Below are 14880 nucleotides of genomic sequence, written 5' to 3'. Positions count from 1 at the left end.
AGCATCAGATCCGCACGCCCTCGGCCGCGCCCCAGCTGCGGCGCCAGCGGCTCTTGACCAGCATCAGGCCCGCCAGTGCGACCAGGGCGAGGGCTGCGAAGATCAGGAACCCGCCCGAAAAGCTGCCCGTCCACTGCTTGGCGAAGCCCAGCGACGAGGCGAGGTAGAAGCCGCCAATCCCGCCCGCCATGCCGACCAGGCCGGTCATCACGCCGATCTCGGCGGCGAAACGCTGCGGCACCAGCTGGAACACCGAGCCGTTACCGACCCCCAGCGCCAGCATCGACAGCACGAACAGCGCCAGCGAGGCGGCGAACCCGTCGACCATCGCCACGCCGGTCAGCGTGACGGCGGCGGCGGCGAATACGGCGATCAGCGCCTTCACGCCGCCGATGGCATCGGCCAGCGCTCCCCCCATCGGTCGCACCAGCGACCCGGCAAAAACGCAGGCCGCCGTGGCGTAACCCGCCTGCACCGGGGTCAGCCCGAAGCGGTCGGTGAAATAGATGGGCAGGCTGGCGGCGAGACCAACGAACCCGCCGAAGGTGACGGCATAGAAGCCCATCAGCCACCAGGCGTCGGTCTGCTTCAGCGGTGCGAGATACTCGACCAGACGGCGCGGGCTCGGCGCGCCCGGTGCGTCCTTGGCCATCACCATATAGGCGAAGAAGACCAGGGTCAGCGGCAGACAGGCCAACCCCAGCACGGCATTCCAGCCGAACAGCTTGGCCAGCGCGGGGGCGAACAGGGCGGCCAACACCGTGCCCGAATTGCCCATACCGGCGAGCCCCATCGCCTTGCCCTGATGCTCGGGCGGATACCAGCGGCTCGCGAGCGGCAGCGCGATGGCGAAGCTCGCCCCCGCAAAGCCCAGAATGACGCCCAGCGCCAGCGTGCCGCCGAAGCTGTTCACCCCCAGTGCCCAAACCGAAAACAACCCGCCGATCACGATCAACTGGCTGATCGCGCCCGCCCGCTTCGGCCCGATCCGATCGACCAGCAGACCGTTGACCACGCGCAGCACCGCGCCCGCCAGCGTCGGCACCGCGACCATCACGCCCTTTTGCGCAGGCGTGAGGCCCAGCGTGGCGGAAATCTGCGGCGCCAACGGGCCCAGCAGCACCCAGACCATGAAGGCCAGATCGAAATACAGGAACGCCGCGATCAAGGTCGGCGTATGACCGCTCGACCAGAAGCCGCCGTCATCGCCCGCTTTCGCCTTTTCGGTGTCGTCCCAGAATGCCGTCGCCATCGTGCCGCCTCCGTGGGGCCCAGGGCCCAAAACGAAAAAAGCCGCCAGGACGTGGGACCCGTGGGTCACATCCTGGCGGCTTCGTTGCCTCCAAACGGAACGCGGGAATGACCCCGCTTCCGCCAGCGCGCTACCCCGTCATTGGAGCGGCATCCGCTGCTATCTCGTGCCCGACGCCATTGCCGGGCGAATCGAAAATTGCCTGATTCGCAAGCGGCGCGCAAGAGGCTTTCGCAAACGCAGCAAAAACGCCCTCCCCGGCACGGGGAGGGGGACCAGCGAAAGCTGGTGGAGGGGGATCACCCCATGGGATGACCTTGGTGGAAGCCCCCCTCCACCACCGCTACGCGGCGGTCCCCCTCCCCATGCTGGGAAGGATCTTTACGGCAATTCCGCCAGATACCCCGCAATATCGTCCGGATCGAACGCCCGCCCGTCGAAGAACCGATCGCTCCCCAGCACCAGTCGCCCTTGCGTCGAGCCCGCCCCGATCGGCTCGACCAGCGCGCCTTCCAGCTTGGAACTGGCGCCGGGCAGCGGCGCGCCCGATCCGGCCAGCGCGGCGCGGTACAGGTCGGGGCGGAACACGCCTTGCGCGGTCGCGGCGTCGGCGGTCGAAAAGGACTGTCCCTCCCACCGGACCATCTGGGCATAGAGCCAGCCCGCCTGGCTGCGCCACGGGAAGTTCGCCGCCTCGCGATACTGGAACATGAAGTCGGGATAATGGACCGGCTCGCCGCCCGGCACCACGCGGATTCGGTCGGTGATCGCGCGCAGGATCGCACCCATCGGCGCGTCGAGATAATGGGGCTGCGACAGGATTTCGGCGCTCTGCTCGACCGTCCCGGGATCGATGAAATGCGCTGCCGCCGCGTGCAGCGCACGGATCAGCCGCAGCACCGCATCGCGCCGCTCGTCGGCCTGATCGCCGCGCATCGCCAGCACCTTTTCGACGCCGCGCCGCCAGATCTGCGCGGTGGCCAGCGCGATCCGCCCCACGCCGCGATCGACCGCGATCGAGTTCCACGGCTCGCCGACGCAGATACCGTCGACCTCGCCTGCCGCCAGCGCATCGGCGGCGAAGGGCGGGCTGGTCACGACGATATCCACATCCACGTCCGGCCGGATGCCGACCCCCGCCAACCAGTAGCGCAGCATGTAATTGTGGCTGGAATGACGATGCACCACGCCGAAGCGCAACCGCTGCCGCGCCGCCACCGCGCGCAAGGCCGCCCCGACCGCCACCGGATCGCCCAGTTCTTCGCTCAAGCCACACGCCTCGCCCAGCGCGGTCGAGACGGTGATCGCATTGCCGTTCAGCCCCAGCACGAAGGGCACCGCCATCGGCACCGCCGGGCGGTCGCGGCCCAGCGCGGTGGCGATGGCGAGCGGCGCGACCATGTGCGCGGCGTCGGTATGCCCATAGAGCAGCCGGTCGCGCACCGCCGCCCAGGTGACGTCGCGGACCATCTCGATCGCGACACCCTGTTCCTCGGCAAAGCCCAGTTCATGCGCCAATATGGGCAGCGCGGCGTCGACCAGCGGCACGAAGCCGATGCGGAACCGATCGACACTCACGGCACATCTCCCATCAAGGCCTCGCTGGTCACGATCGCCTCGGCCACCTCGGCGATGCGCCGGTTGGACTGCATCGCATGGCCGCGCAGCAGCGCATAGGCGGCGGGCTCGTCGATCCCGCGCCGCCGCATCAGGATCGCTTTCGCCCGGTCGATGACCTGGCGATCGGCCAGCGCGGTCCTGGCCTCGGCCAATTCGGCCTGGAGCCGCGAAAAGGCCTGGAAGCGGCGGATCGCGACGTCGAGCACCGGCTTGATCCGCTGCTTGGCTAGGCCATCGACGACATAGGCCGATACCCCCGCATCGACCGCCGCGAGCGCGCTTTCGGCATCCGACTGGTCGACGAACATCGCGATCGGCCGATCGAGCGCGCGCGACATGGCGAAGAAATCCTCGAGCAGGTCGCGGCCGGGATTTTCCAGATTGATGAGCACCACCTCGGGCGCGCATGCCTCGATCTGGCGGACGATCGGCCCGGCGGGGTCGATCAGCACCTGATCGTCCAATCCGGCCTCGCGCAGTCCCTCGGCAATAATGGCCGCGCGCGTCGTGCTGGTGTCGATGATCGCGATCCTCACGGGCGGATGGACTAGCCCGAAAGCCGCGCGTCATCCAGCCCGGACGAAGACGACTGCCATGACGATTTTTTCAGAATCATCCGGCCCACCTGTTGCCTTGTCGCTTCCGCCCCGTATGAGACGTTGCAACATACCACATCACCGGATTTTCCCGATGGCCGTCACCGACCGTTCCCCTCGCCGTTTCCGCTTCGCTGCCCTCGGGTTGGCCATGGCCTCCTGCGCTACGCCCCTTTGCGCCACCGCGCAGGAAATCGGGGAAGAGGAAACGGCGGCGAAGCGGTCGGACATCGTGGTCCTGGGCACGCGCCGGTCGGTCGACCGCACCCTGTCCTCCGACCCCGCCACCGCGCGCATGTCGCAGTCCAGTCGCTCGCTGGAACAGGACGTGTTGCAGGCGGCGGGCACCTATCGCCTGAACGACGCGCTGGAGCTGGTCAGCGGGTTCAGCCAGCAGAATAATCGCGGCGGCGTGCTCGACAATTTCGCGATTCGCGGCTTCCTCGGCACGCCGGACGGCGGCGCGGAATTCTATGTCGACGGCTTCATCGCCAATCGCGGCATGGTGCCGCCGCGCGATCCGGCCACCGTCGAACGGATCGAGGTGCTGAAAGGCCCGGCGGGCGCGATCTTCGGTGATGTCGATCCGGGTGGGCGGGTAAACATCGTTTCGAAAATGCCGCGCTTCACCCCCTCTGCGCGGCTGACCGCGACCTATGGCTCGTTCGACACGCGCCGGGTCGAGGCGGATGTCACCGGGCCGCTCTCCGACACCTTCGCCGCGCGGATCGTCGTCGCGGCAGAGGACAGCGACGGCTGGCGCGATACGGTGTCGCTGAAGCGGCGGGTGGTTTCGCCCTCGCTGACCTGGCGCCCCAGCGACTCGCTGCGCCTGACCTATCTGGCCGAGTTCATGCAGTTCGATACGCCGTTCGACCGCGGCATCCCGGCGATCGGCGACGATGCCAACGCCCTGCCCCGCTCCAACTATTATGGCGAGCCTTCCAACGGCCTCACCCGCTTCCGCAACGAGCGGCACCAGCTGACCGGCCTGGCGCAGCTGGGCAGCGGCTGGACGCTGAACGGCGGAATCGTCTGGCGGACGGGTTCGCTCAAAGGCTTTTCGGCGGACCAGTCGCGCATCGTCGGCAATCAGGTCTGGCGCCAGCGCCGCTCGCGCGACTTCGTGATCGACGACCTGGCCGCGCGGCTGGAGCTGGCCGGGACGGTCGGACGGCACCAGCTGAGCGTCGGCCTCAAGGGCTATCGCATGACCTATGGCGAGCGCTGGATGCGGCGCAATCCGTCGGCGGCGGCGCCCTATGCGGTCGATCTCTACGATCCGGCATCCACTTACGGCGGCAGCGCTGCGCCACTCCTGCCCTTCACCAACAATGACGAAAATCGCTGGGCGGGCACGATCTATGTCCAGGATATGTGGGCAGTGACCGACCGGCTGACCCTGGTCGGCGGCGCGCGGATCGATCCCTATCGGCAGAAGATCGTCAACAACCGAACCGGCGGCGTCGGACAGATCGTCGACGAGCCAATGAAATTCCGGGCCGGTGCCCGTTATGCGGTGGACGACCATATCTCGGTCCACGCCAATTGGGGCCAGTCCTTCCTGCTCAACTCCGGCACCGGCCGCACCGGCGAGGGATTTCAGCCAGAGGAGGCGCGCGGCTACGAAATCGGCGTCGCGGGCCGCTGGGCGGGGCTGGACCTGGGCATGACCTGGTTCGACATCGCCAAGAGCAACATCCTGACCACCGACCCGGTCGACCCCGGCTTCAACGCGCCGGTCGGCCGGATGAACAGCCGGGGGATCGAGGCCGACGCCTCGCTGCGCCTCGACCGCCGGTGGCAGGTGATCGCCAACTATGCCTGGGTCCATGCCCGCAACGACGACAAGAGCTTCGCGACCCCCGCGGTGCTGGGCGTGCCCGCGCATTCGGGCACGGTGCTGGTCGTCCACCAACTGCCCGTCGCCGGGCGTGACTGGCAGCTGAGCGGCGGCATCGCCTATGTCGGCGACCGGGCAGGCTCGCTCGACGCGACGCCGCTGGTCCTGCCCTCCTATGTGAAGGCCAAGGCGGCGGTCGAAATGCCCGTCGCCGACCGCCTGCGCTTCCGGCTGGAGGCCGACAATCTGTTCGACGCACGCTATGCCGCGAGTTCGTACAGCCGGTTGTGGATCTATCCCGGCGCGCCGAGGACGGTACGTGCGTCGCTGCGGCTGGAGATCTGACATCCCATTCCTCCCCTTGCAGGGGAGGTGGCAGGGCGAAGCCCTGACGGAGGGGTGTCACCCTCTCGATAGCGGGACACCCCTCCACCATGCTGCGCATGGTCCCCCTCCCCTTGCAGGGGAGGAATGGGCGTTGTCCCGAATGAACCAACACGCGGCCTCTGCGTAGCCACCCCGCAACGTCATGTTCCGGGAATGCCGCGATGAATCACGACCATATGCCACGACCCCCGCTGATCCTGGGCGCGGCGGGTGTGCTGCCGCCTGTCGCCTGTGTCGGGCTGGCGCTGGTCGACCCGGCGCTGATCCTGCCCGCGACGATCGGCGGCGGGCTCTACGCCGCGCTCATCCTGTCCTTCCTGGGCGGTATGTGGTGGATGGAGGCGCTGTGCCGCCGCGATGCGCGAGGCTGGCCCTATCTGGTCGCGGTGCTGCCCAGCCTGATCGGATGGGCGCTGCTGGTGCCGCCGCTGCTGGCGGGTGGGTCGATCCGGCTCGCGCTGATCCTGCTGGGCCTGGTCATCATGGTCACACCGCTTGTCGATGCCCGTATCGGCACGGCGATGCGCACCATCATCGGCTGGGCAAGGCTGCGCTGGGCCTTGTCGCTGGGGCTGGGCGGCCTGACCCTCATTCTGGGGCTGGTCGCGCCGCGCTGACGCCTCAGGCGGTTTCGTCGCGGGGGGCGGCATCGGGCACACGCCCGTCGTCCTGCTCACGCGCCTGCGCCTTGCGCCGCTTCAGATTTTCCCGGAGCGCCGCCGCCAGCCGCTCCGCGCGTTCGTCCTTTGCCATGGCATTTCGCATAATCCGCACAAAGGGCGCTTGACAATGCCCGCCCAATCGTCTCTAGGCGCGCTTCCCGCGGTGAAACGCGAGTGCTGCCGTAGCTCAGTGGTAGAGCGCATCCTTGGTAAGGCTGAGGTCGTGAGTTCAATCCTCACCGGCAGCACCATTCTCCCCTAGCCTGTAAGAGGCCGTAATGGGGAGCTTTCTTCTCCCCTCGTAAAACTTGGTTGGGATCGTTTCGCCGGCTTGCTAGCTATGGTCGGATGAGATTCCGTTTTTCTTTCGGCGCACAGGTTTTCGTCGGCATGGCCGTGGGCCTGCTGCTCGGCCTGCTCGCCCGGTCGCAAGGACTGGCTGGCCTCGCCGAGGCGTTGCGCATCGTCGGAGAGAGTTTCGTCCAGCTGCTCAAGGTGCTGGTGGTGCCGCTGGTGTTCACCGCCATCGTTGCCTCGATTGCCGCTTTGCGCGACCTGAACAATGCCGCGCGGCTGGTCGCCGCCACCTTCATCTGGTTCGCGATCACCGCGCTGATCGCCGTCACCATCGGCCTGACGCTGGGTACCGTGTTGCAACCGGGCCTGCATGCGGGCGTCGCGGCGGGCAGCGCGGTGCGGCCCGACACGGCGGGCTCGTGGCTCGACTTCCTGCGCGGGCTGATCCCGTCCAATATCCTGGGCCTCTCCGCCTCGACGAGCGCGGGGGACGGCGGCGCGCTGAAGACCGGGCTGTCGTTCAACATCCTGCAGATCATCGTCATGGCGGTCGCGATCGGCGTCGCCGCCGTACGGGTCGGCGACAAGGGCGAAAGCTTCCTGTCGTTCAACGCCTCGGCGCTCGCCATCTTCCGGCGCATCCTGTCCTGGGTCATCCGGCTGACCCCGCTCGGCTCGGGCGCGCTGCTGGGCAATGCGATCGTCCGCTATGGGTGGCAGTCGCTGTCCGCGCTCGGCAGCTTCGCGCTGGCGGTCTATATCGGCCTCGGCCTGGTGCTGTTCGTCGTCTATCCGCTGCTGCTGCTGGCCAACGGCCTGTCGCCGAAGCGCTTCTATGCCGCCGCCTGGCCCGCCATCCAGCTAGGCTTTGTCTCGCGCTCGTCGATCGCCACCCTGCCGGTGACCGAGGATGCGGTCGAGCGGCGACTGGGCGTGCCGCGCGCCTATTCGGCCTTTGCGGTGCCCTTTGCCGCCACGACCAAGATGGATGGGTGCGCCGCCATCTATCCCGCCATCTCGGCGCTGTTCGTCGCGCAATATTATGGCCTGCCGCTGCATGTCGGCGATTATGTGCTGATCGTGCTGGTGTCGGTGCTGGGGTCCGCCGCGACCGCTGGCCTGACCGGCGCGGTCGTCATGCTGACGCTAACCCTGTCGACGCTGGGCCTGCCGCTGGAGGGCGCGGGGCTGCTGCTCGCCATCGACCCGATCCTCGACATGGGCCGCACCGCGATCAATGTGGCGGGTCAGGCGCTGGTGCCGACCATCGTCGCGCACCGTGCGGGCCTCATCACCGACACGCCCCCGGCGGAGCGCTTGCCGGAGGTGCCGCAAACAGGGTAAACGCGTGCATGAGCTTGCGCGCGGTGTTCTGGTAAAGTAATACACGCGAGGCCGATCGCCGGAACCCCAGATGCGCCCCGACCCATTTAATCCCGACCGTACACCCCTGGACCGCCCTTACGAGCCGGTCGGCCCGCATTATCCGCTCTACGATGCGGAGACGCAGAGCTGGAGCTTCGGCCCCGACGAAGACGATGCCGCGCCCGATCGGCCGCGCCGTAAAATCCGCTGGGGCCGCTGGACCGCGCGTGGCCTGGGGGCGGGCATCATTCTGCTGGTCATCGCCATCGCGTGGCTGGCCGTCACCGCGCCGCTGTCGCGCTCGCTCCAGCCGCCGACGCCGCCCTCGATCACGCTGACCGCCGATGACGGCACACCCATTGCCCGGCGCGGGGCGATCATCGGCGCGCCGGTCGATGCCGCCAAGCTGCCCGCCCATGTGCGTGAAGCCTTCATGGCGATCGAGGACCGGCGTTTCTATTCGCATTGGGGCATCGACCCGCGCGGCATCTTGCGCGCCGCCTGGCACAATTTCGGATCGGGCGGCGTGCGTGAGGGCGGATCGACCATCACCCAGCAGCTGGCGAAGAACGCATTTCTCGATTCCGACCGGACGGCGGGCCGCAAGATCCGCGAGGCGATGATCGCCTTCTGGCTGGAGGCGTGGCTGACCAAGGACGAGATCCTGTCGCGCTACCTCTCCAATGTCTATTTCGGCGACAATGTGTACGGCATCACCGCCGCGTCGAAGCATTATTTCGGCCGCACGCCGGACAAGCTGAACATCGGCCAGGCGGCGATGCTGGCCGGGCTGGTCAAGGCGCCCTCGCGCCTCGCCCCCACCACCAATCTGAAGGGCGCGCGTGCGCGGCAGGCGGTCGTCGTCGCGGCGATGGAGGATGCGGGTTTTCTGACCAAGGCGGAGGCCGATGCCGTCCAGCCGCAGCGCGTGCTCGCCTCACGGCCCGAGACCTTGCCCAGCGGCACCTATTTCGCCGACTGGGTGCTGCCCGAGGCGCGCGACCAGGCGGGCGAGATCAAGACCGAGGCGACCGTCCAGACGACGCTCAATCCCCGGCTGCAACGCATCGCCGAGCGCACGGTGCGCAGCGCCGGGCTGAACCAGGCGCAGGTCGCGCTGGTCGCGATGCGCCCCGATGGCCGCGTCGTCGCGATGGTCGGCGGCAAGGATTATTCCAAGAGCCCGTTCAACCGCGCCACCCAGGCGCGCCGCCAGCCGGGCTCCGCCTTCAAGCTGTTCGTGTACCTCGCGGCCTTGCGCTCGGGCATGACGCCGGATTCGACCATCGAGGACGAGCCAGTCGACATCGCCGGGTGGAAGCCGCGCAACAGCGACGGGCGCTATCTGGGCAAGATCACCCTGCGCCAGGCGTTCGCGCGCTCGTCCAACGTGGCGGCGGCGCGGCTGACCCAGGCGGTCGGCGTCAAGTCGGTCATCAAGGCGGCGCGCGACCTGGGCATCACCACGCCCATCCCGAACGAGGCGACCATCGCGCTGGGCACCTCGACCGTCAGCCTGCTGGAGCTGACCGCCGCCTACGCCGCGGTCGCCAATGAAAGCTATCCGGTCGCGGCGCGCGGGCTGAACGACGTGAAGGAAAAGGGCTGGTACCAGTCGCTGACCGACCGCAAGACCGGCTTCTCCTCGGCGGTGCATGACGGGATGCTCGACCTGCTGTCCTCGTCGATCAAGACGGGGACCGGGCGGCAGGCGCTGCTGACCGTCGATGCTTACGGCAAGACCGGGACGACGCAGGATTCGCGTGACGCGCTGTTCATGGGCTTCGCGCGCGATCTGGTCGTCGGCGTATGGGTCGGCAATGACGACAACACGCCCAATCCCGGCCTGTCGGGCGGCGGCGTGCCCGCGCGCATCTGGCGCGCCTTCATGCAGTCGGCACTCGACATCCCGCCGGTCGCCGCCCCCGTCGTGCAGGAAGAGGTCGATCCCGATGCGATGGCGAACGGCACGGACGAGGAGATGATCCCGACCGAAAGCGACCCGGTCGGAGAGATCATCCAGGGCCTGGGCCTGGACGTGCGCACGGGCGATGACGGTTCGATCACCGTCGGCCCCGGCCGCCGCCGCCCCGACCGCGCAGGGCCACCGCCGGAGGATCGCCGCCCGCCCGACGAGCGTGACGAAGAGGAATAGGCGAAGCAACTATCCTCCCCGGTACGGAGAGGGGGACCATGCGCAGCATGGTGGAGGGGGATCGCCGCGAGGGAGGTCCTTGCCGAAGCCCCCCTCCGTCAGGGCTGCGCCCTGCCACCTCCCCGTGCCGGGGAGGAATAGGATCGGGACTTGCCCTTCACCCCGCATCCCGATTAAACGCGCTGTCATTCGCAAGGACCCGGTGAAATTCCGGGTGGCTATTCCGGCCGCCGATCCGCCGGACAACAGAATGCATGGCCCTATCCCCGCTCCTGCCGTCAGGACGCGCGTCGCCATGCGCGAAATTCTGGTATTTCATGACTTCTCAAACCTATCGAACCCAATGGTTCACGAGTCCGGCTGAGGCTGGCCGCGATATACTCGCCGGACTGGTAGTAGCGCTGGCGCTGATCCCCGAGGCGATCGGCTTTTCGATCATCTCGGGCGTCGATCCGCGCGTCGGGCTCTATGCCTCGGTCGCGATCGCGATCGTCATTTCCTTTACCGGCGGGCGGCCCGCGATGATCTCCGCCGCCACCGCCGCCGTCGCGGTCGTCGTCACGCCGCTGGTCCGCGAGCATGGCGTCGATTACCTGTTCGCCGCGACCATCCTGATGGGCGTGATCCAGATCGCTGCGGGACTGCTGCGCCTTGATCTGGTGATGCAGTTCGTATCGCGCTCGGTCATCACCGGCTTCGTCAACGCGCTCGCCATCCTGATCTTCATGGCGCAGTTGCCGCAGCTGACCGGCGTGACGTGGCACAGCTATGCGATGGTCGCCGCCGGGCTCGCCATCATCTACCTCCTGCCGCGCGTGACAAAAGCCGTACCCTCGCCGCTCGTCGCGATCCTCGTCCTCGCGGGCATCAGCATCGCGATGGGCCTGCCGGTGCGCACGGTCGGCGACATGGGCCGCCTGCCTGAGGGGCTGCCCAGCCTGGTCCTGCCCAACGTGCCGCTGACCTTCGAGACGCTGCGCATCATCCTGCCCTATTCGCTGACCATGGCCGCGGTCGGCCTGCTCGAATCGCTGCTGACCGCGCAGATCGTCGACGACATGACCGACACCGACAGCGACAAGCGCCGCGAGTGCATGGGACAGGGCGGCGCCAACATCGCCGCCGCGCTGGTCGGCGGCATGGGCGGCTGCGCGATGATCGGCCAGTCGGTCATCAACGTCACGTCCGGAGGACGCAAGCGGCTGTCGACGCTGACCGCCGGGGTCGTGCTGCTGGTCCTGCTCGCCGGGCTTGGCCCCTTTGTGGGTCGTATCCCGATGCCCGCGCTGGTCGCCGTCATGGTGATGGTGTCGATCGGGACGTTCAGTTGGAACTCGATCCCGAACCTGCGCCGCCACCCGCCGACCTCCTCGGTCGTCATGCTGGTCACGGTCGCGGTGGTCGTCCTGACCCATGACCTCGCCAAGGGCGTCGCGGCCGGTGTGCTGCTGTCGGGCATCTTCTTTGCCGGAAAGGTTCGCCGCCTGTTCGCGGTCGAGCGGATCGAGGATGCAGGTCGAGTGCGCTACCGGGTCACGGGGCAGATCTTCTTCGCTTCGGTCGACCGCTTCACCCGTGCCTTCCAGGCAGAGCCGGGCCGCGATGTCGTGATCGACGTCTCGGCGGCGCATTTCTGGGATATTTCGGGCGTGGGGGCACTCGACAAGATCGTCGCGCGACTGCGCCGTGATGGCGCGGGCGTCGAGGTGATCGGCTATAATCAGGCGAGCGCCGACCTGGTCGACCGCTTCGCGTTGCACGACAAGACGGGCGTCGAGCTGGGCCTCGCGCCGCACTGACGCGCGACATGGGGGAGCGGTGTTGACCTGTTCGGCCGCCTCCCCCAAACGCCTGAGCCATGCGCTTTTTCTCGGACAACGCCGCCCGTATTCACCCCAAGGTGATGGAGGCCATCGCCGCCGCCGACCAGATGGACACCGCCTATGACGGTGACCGCTGGTCGAAAGCGCTGGACGGGCGGCTGTCCGAGCTGTTCGGCACCGAGGTAGAGGTGCTGTGGGTGCCCACCGGCACCGCCGCCAACTGCCTGGCGCTGGCGGCACTGTGCCCGCCCTATGGCGGCGTGGTCTGCCACCGCGACTCGCATATCCAGAATGACGAGGGCGGCGCGCCCGAATTCTACACCCACGGCGCCAAGCTGATGCTGGCCGATGGCGAGGGGGCGAAGCTGACCCCCGACACGATCCGAAGCGTCATCGACGCCATCGCCAACGACGTCCACCGGGTGCAGCCGCACGCCGTCTCGATCACCAATGCCACCGAATATGGCCGGGTCTACAACCCCGATGAGGTCGCGGCGATCGGCCAGCTCGCGCGCGAGCGTGGCCTTGGCTTCCACATGGACGGCGCGCGCTTCGCCAATGCGGTCGCGCGGCTGGGCTGCACGCCCGCCGCGCTGACCTGGCAGTCGGGGGTGGACGCGCTGTCCTTCGGCTTCGTCAAGAACGGCGCGATGAGTGCCGAGGCGCTGGTCTTCTTCAAGCCCGGCCTGGCTGACGCCACCCGCCGCCGCCGCAAGCGTGCCGGGCTGCTGATGTCCAAGGGCCGCTATCTCGCCGCGCAGGTGCTGGCGATGGTCGAGAACGACCTATGGATCGCCAATGGTGCGCTGGCGAATGCCTGTGCCGAGCGGCTGGCGGGCGCGGCGGGCGAGCGGCTGGTCTATCCGGTCGAGGCGAACGAGGTCTTCTTGCGCGCCACGCCCGAGGAGGCCGCCCGCTTGCGCGCGCAGGGCTTCGATTTCTACGACTGGGCGGAGGGGGAAATCCGCCTCGTCACCGCCTGGGACACCAACGGACACCATGTCGCGCGCCTCGCCGACGCGATCGCCGCCCTGGGTACGATCACGACATGAGCGAGTTCGACACCGGCCCCCGCTCGGCCCGCGCCGCCGTCCTGATCCCCTTTGCGATCGTCACGCTGATCTGGGGATCGACCTGGCTGGTCATCCGCGACCAGATTTCGGTCGTCCCCGCCACCTGGTCGGTCAGCTATCGCTTCCTGGTCGGCGGGCTCGCCATGGGCGCGTTCGCGCTGGCCCGACGCGAGAGTTTCCGGCTCGGCACCACCGGCTGGCTGTTCGCCGCCGGGATCGGGCTGTTCCAGTTCGTCCTGAACTTCAACTTCGTCTATCGGGCGGAGGCGTATATCACCTCCGGGCTGGTGGCGGTCGTCTTTGCGATGCTGCTGATCCCCAATGCCGGGTTCGCGCGCCTGTTCCTGGGCCAGCGCATGGGGCGCCAGTTGCTGGTCGGCTCCGCCATCGCGATGGCGGGCGCGGCGCTGCTGTTCGTGCATGAGGCGCGGGTCGATCCGGCCGGGCCAGCCCGCGCGCTGACCGGCATCGCGCTGACCCTCGTCGCGATCCTGTCCGCCTCCACGGCGAACGTCATGCAGGCGACCAACACCGCCAAGCGATTCCCGATGCACGCGACCCTGAGCGTCGCGATGCTGGTCGGCTCGGCACTGGACGCGATCATCGCCTATACGCTGAACGGCCCGCCGGTGTTCGAGATGCGCGTCGGCTATGTGCTGGGCATCCTCTATCTCGGGCTGTTCGCCTCGGCACTGGCCTTTCCGCTCTATTACCGGGTGCTGCGCGCCATCGGCCCGGCCAAGGCGGCCTATTCCAGCGTCATCGTGCCGGTCATCGCGATGAGCCTGTCGACGGTGTTCGAGGGCTATCGCTGGTCGTTGCTGGCGGGGGCGGGTGCGGCGGTGACGGCCGCCGGGCTGGTCATCGCGCTCAAGGCGCGCAGGCCCAATCGGTAATCGGGATAGCGGGGGCGCCAGTTCAGCACCCGCTTGGCCTTGCCGTTCGCCACCCGCCGGTTCTCGGCATAGAAACCGCGCGCCGCCTCCGACAGGCTCTCCAACGGTACGAGAGGCGGTGGTTCGACTCCGGCGAGCGTGGCGGCGTAGGACACCACCGCGTCCTGATCGCACGGAAAATCGTCCGACAGGTTATACGCCCCCGCCGGGCCGTCGAACCCGGCGATGATCCCTGAGGCGATGTCGGCAATATGGACCCGGCTGAACACCTGGCCGGGCAGGCCGACGCGGTGCGCGCGCCCGCCGCGCACCCGGTCGATCGGCGAGCGACCGGGGCCGTAGATGCCGGGCAAACGGAACACCCGCGCTCCCAGGCCCTGCCAGTCGGCATCCGCCGCCGCCCGCGCCGCGCGCCGCCCCGAGCCGATGGGCGCGGTCTCGTCCACCCAGGCGCCGCCGGTATCGCCGTAGACGCCGGTCGAGGACAGATAGCCGAGCCACGCGTTCGACCTAGCCAGTTGCGCGCCGTACGCGGCCAGCACCGGGTCGGCCTCTCCTTCGGGGGGGACCGAGGACAGGATATGCGTGGCGGCGGCGATCTCCGCCTCCACGCGCGCCCAGTCATCGAAACGCATCGTGCCGCCGCGTCCGTCACGCGTCGTCCCCGCCACGGACCAGCCGCGCCCTTCGAGCAACGCCGCCAGATGACCGGCGGCATAGCCCATGCCGAAGACGAAGAGACGATTCATACTTGCCACCCGCATAGCCTCCGTTCGCACTGAGCGAAGTCGAAGTGCACGCCCCGGACAGGCCGCTTGGCAAAGGTCATCCCTTGGCCTTCGACTACGCTCAGGCTGAACGGATGGGGGGCGGCTTGGCTGCAAAACGCCTGACCGCGCTTCACTTCGTTA

12 protein-coding genes, 1 tRNA gene and 1 other annotated feature are annotated in these 14880 nt (G+C 68.2%); of the genes, 8 read left to right on the top strand and 5 right to left on the bottom strand.

The genetic code is table 11. The features are described 5' to 3' along the window. Positions 1-4: 4 nt before the first annotated feature. The 3 genes from AC1GI4_RS11485 to AC1GI4_RS11475 all read right to left on the bottom strand — a co-directional run bounded on the left by AC1GI4_RS11485 (position 5) and on the right by AC1GI4_RS11475 (position 3408). Positions 5-1252, bottom strand: coding sequence for a nitrate/nitrite transporter (locus tag AC1GI4_RS11485; protein WP_479629579.1), 1248 nt, complete (start codon positions 1250-1252; stop codon positions 5-7). A 381-nt stretch (positions 1253-1633) separates the two neighbouring features. After that, the gene (locus AC1GI4_RS11480) at positions 1634-2830 is read right to left on the bottom strand and encodes an ABC transporter substrate-binding protein (RefSeq protein ID WP_479629578.1); all 1197 of its coding nucleotides are present in this window, start codon (positions 2828-2830) and stop codon (positions 1634-1636) included. Continuing rightward, positions 2827-3408 (bottom strand): ANTAR domain-containing response regulator, encoded by a 582-nt coding sequence (locus AC1GI4_RS11475; RefSeq protein ID WP_294271847.1) that lies wholly within the window; start codon positions 3406-3408, stop codon positions 2827-2829. Before AC1GI4_RS11475 ends, AC1GI4_RS11480 begins: the two co-directional genes overlap by 4 nt. A gap of 211 nt (positions 3409-3619) precedes the next feature. Between AC1GI4_RS11475 and AC1GI4_RS11470 the strand changes: the two genes are divergently transcribed. Next, positions 3620-5656 carry a TonB-dependent receptor gene (locus AC1GI4_RS11470; RefSeq protein ID WP_479629577.1) on the top strand — a complete coding sequence of 679 codons (2037 nt, stop codon included), beginning with the start codon at positions 3620-3622 and terminating at the stop codon, positions 5654-5656. 218 nt (positions 5657-5874) lie between these two features. Further along, positions 5875-6315 carry a DUF3429 domain-containing protein gene (locus AC1GI4_RS11465; RefSeq protein ID WP_479629576.1) on the top strand — a complete coding sequence of 147 codons (441 nt, stop codon included), beginning with the start codon at positions 5875-5877 and terminating at the stop codon, positions 6313-6315. Positions 6316-6319: 4 nt separating this feature from the next. On the opposite strand, the gene AC1GI4_RS11460 is transcribed toward AC1GI4_RS11465, so the two are convergent. Next, positions 6320-6451, bottom strand: coding sequence for a hypothetical protein (locus AC1GI4_RS11460; RefSeq protein ID WP_433909251.1), 132 nt, complete (start codon positions 6449-6451; stop codon positions 6320-6322). Positions 6452-6536: 85 nt separating this feature from the next. On the opposite strand from AC1GI4_RS11460, the gene AC1GI4_RS11455 reads away from it, so the two are divergent. The 6 genes from AC1GI4_RS11455 (at position 6537) to AC1GI4_RS11430 (ending at position 13969) form a co-directional block, all read left to right on the top strand. Continuing rightward, positions 6537-6611 (top strand) — tRNA-Thr (locus AC1GI4_RS11455). Positions 6612-6708: 97 nt separating this feature from the next. Next, positions 6709-8001, top strand: coding sequence for a dicarboxylate/amino acid:cation symporter (locus AC1GI4_RS11450; protein WP_294268858.1), 1293 nt, complete (start codon positions 6709-6711; stop codon positions 7999-8001). A 70-nt stretch (positions 8002-8071) separates the two neighbouring features. Beyond that, positions 8072-10177: a transglycosylase domain-containing protein gene (locus AC1GI4_RS11445; RefSeq protein ID WP_479629575.1), complete on the top strand. Its 2106-nt coding sequence runs from the start codon at positions 8072-8074 to the stop codon at positions 10175-10177. 192 nt (positions 10178-10369) lie between these two features. Next, positions 10370-10425: a sequence feature (sul1 is cis-regulatory element that is thought to sense ions involved in sulfur or methionine metabolism; They are found in Alphaproteobacteria), on the top strand. 69 nt (positions 10426-10494) lie between these two features. Then, positions 10495-11976 (top strand): SulP family inorganic anion transporter, encoded by a 1482-nt coding sequence (locus tag AC1GI4_RS11440; protein WP_479629574.1) that lies wholly within the window; start codon positions 10495-10497, stop codon positions 11974-11976. A 59-nt stretch (positions 11977-12035) separates the two neighbouring features. Next, the gene (locus tag AC1GI4_RS11435; RefSeq protein WP_479629573.1) at positions 12036-13052 is read left to right on the top strand and encodes a threonine aldolase family protein; all 1017 of its coding nucleotides are present in this window, start codon (positions 12036-12038) and stop codon (positions 13050-13052) included. Then, positions 13049-13969, top strand: coding sequence for a DMT family transporter (locus tag AC1GI4_RS11430; protein WP_479629572.1), 921 nt, complete (start codon positions 13049-13051; stop codon positions 13967-13969). Before AC1GI4_RS11435 ends, AC1GI4_RS11430 begins: the two co-directional genes overlap by 4 nt. On the opposite strand, the gene AC1GI4_RS11425 is transcribed toward AC1GI4_RS11430, so the two are convergent. Further along, on the bottom strand, positions 13879-14718 hold the full coding sequence (locus AC1GI4_RS11425) for a Rossmann-fold NAD(P)-binding domain-containing protein (RefSeq protein ID WP_479629571.1): 840 nt from the start codon (positions 14716-14718) through the stop codon (positions 13879-13881). The two genes, AC1GI4_RS11430 and AC1GI4_RS11425, sit on opposite strands and share 91 nt — an antisense overlap. Between the last annotated feature and the right edge of the window lie 162 nt (positions 14719-14880).

This window comes from Sphingomonas sp. 77B, from assembly GCF_056497825.1.
Note: the sequence above shows the minus strand (reverse complement) of the source record. Positions and strands in the feature narration are given on the sequence as shown.

Coding starts and splice junctions, on each gene's coding strand:
- AC1GI4_RS11425 (WP_479629571.1), bottom strand. CDS start 14,718: ATGAATCGTCTCTTCGTCTTCGGCATGGGCTATGCCGCCGGTCATCTG.
- AC1GI4_RS11465 (WP_479629576.1), top strand. CDS start 5,875: ATGCCACGACCCCCGCTGATCCTGGGCGCGGCGGGTGTGCTGCCGCCT.
- AC1GI4_RS11435 (WP_479629573.1), top strand. CDS start 12,036: ATGCGCTTTTTCTCGGACAACGCCGCCCGTATTCACCCCAAGGTGATG.
- AC1GI4_RS11450 (WP_294268858.1), top strand. CDS start 6,709: ATGAGATTCCGTTTTTCTTTCGGCGCACAGGTTTTCGTCGGCATGGCC.
- AC1GI4_RS11445 (WP_479629575.1), top strand. CDS start 8,072: ATGCGCCCCGACCCATTTAATCCCGACCGTACACCCCTGGACCGCCCT.
- AC1GI4_RS11485 (WP_479629579.1), bottom strand. CDS start 1,252: ATGGCGACGGCATTCTGGGACGACACCGAAAAGGCGAAAGCGGGCGAT.
- AC1GI4_RS11460 (WP_433909251.1), bottom strand. CDS start 6,451: ATGGCAAAGGACGAACGCGCGGAGCGGCTGGCGGCGGCGCTCCGGGAA.
- AC1GI4_RS11470 (WP_479629577.1), top strand. CDS start 3,620: ATGGCCTCCTGCGCTACGCCCCTTTGCGCCACCGCGCAGGAAATCGGG.
- AC1GI4_RS11440 (WP_479629574.1), top strand. CDS start 10,495: ATGACTTCTCAAACCTATCGAACCCAATGGTTCACGAGTCCGGCTGAG.
- AC1GI4_RS11430 (WP_479629572.1), top strand. CDS start 13,049: ATGAGCGAGTTCGACACCGGCCCCCGCTCGGCCCGCGCCGCCGTCCTG.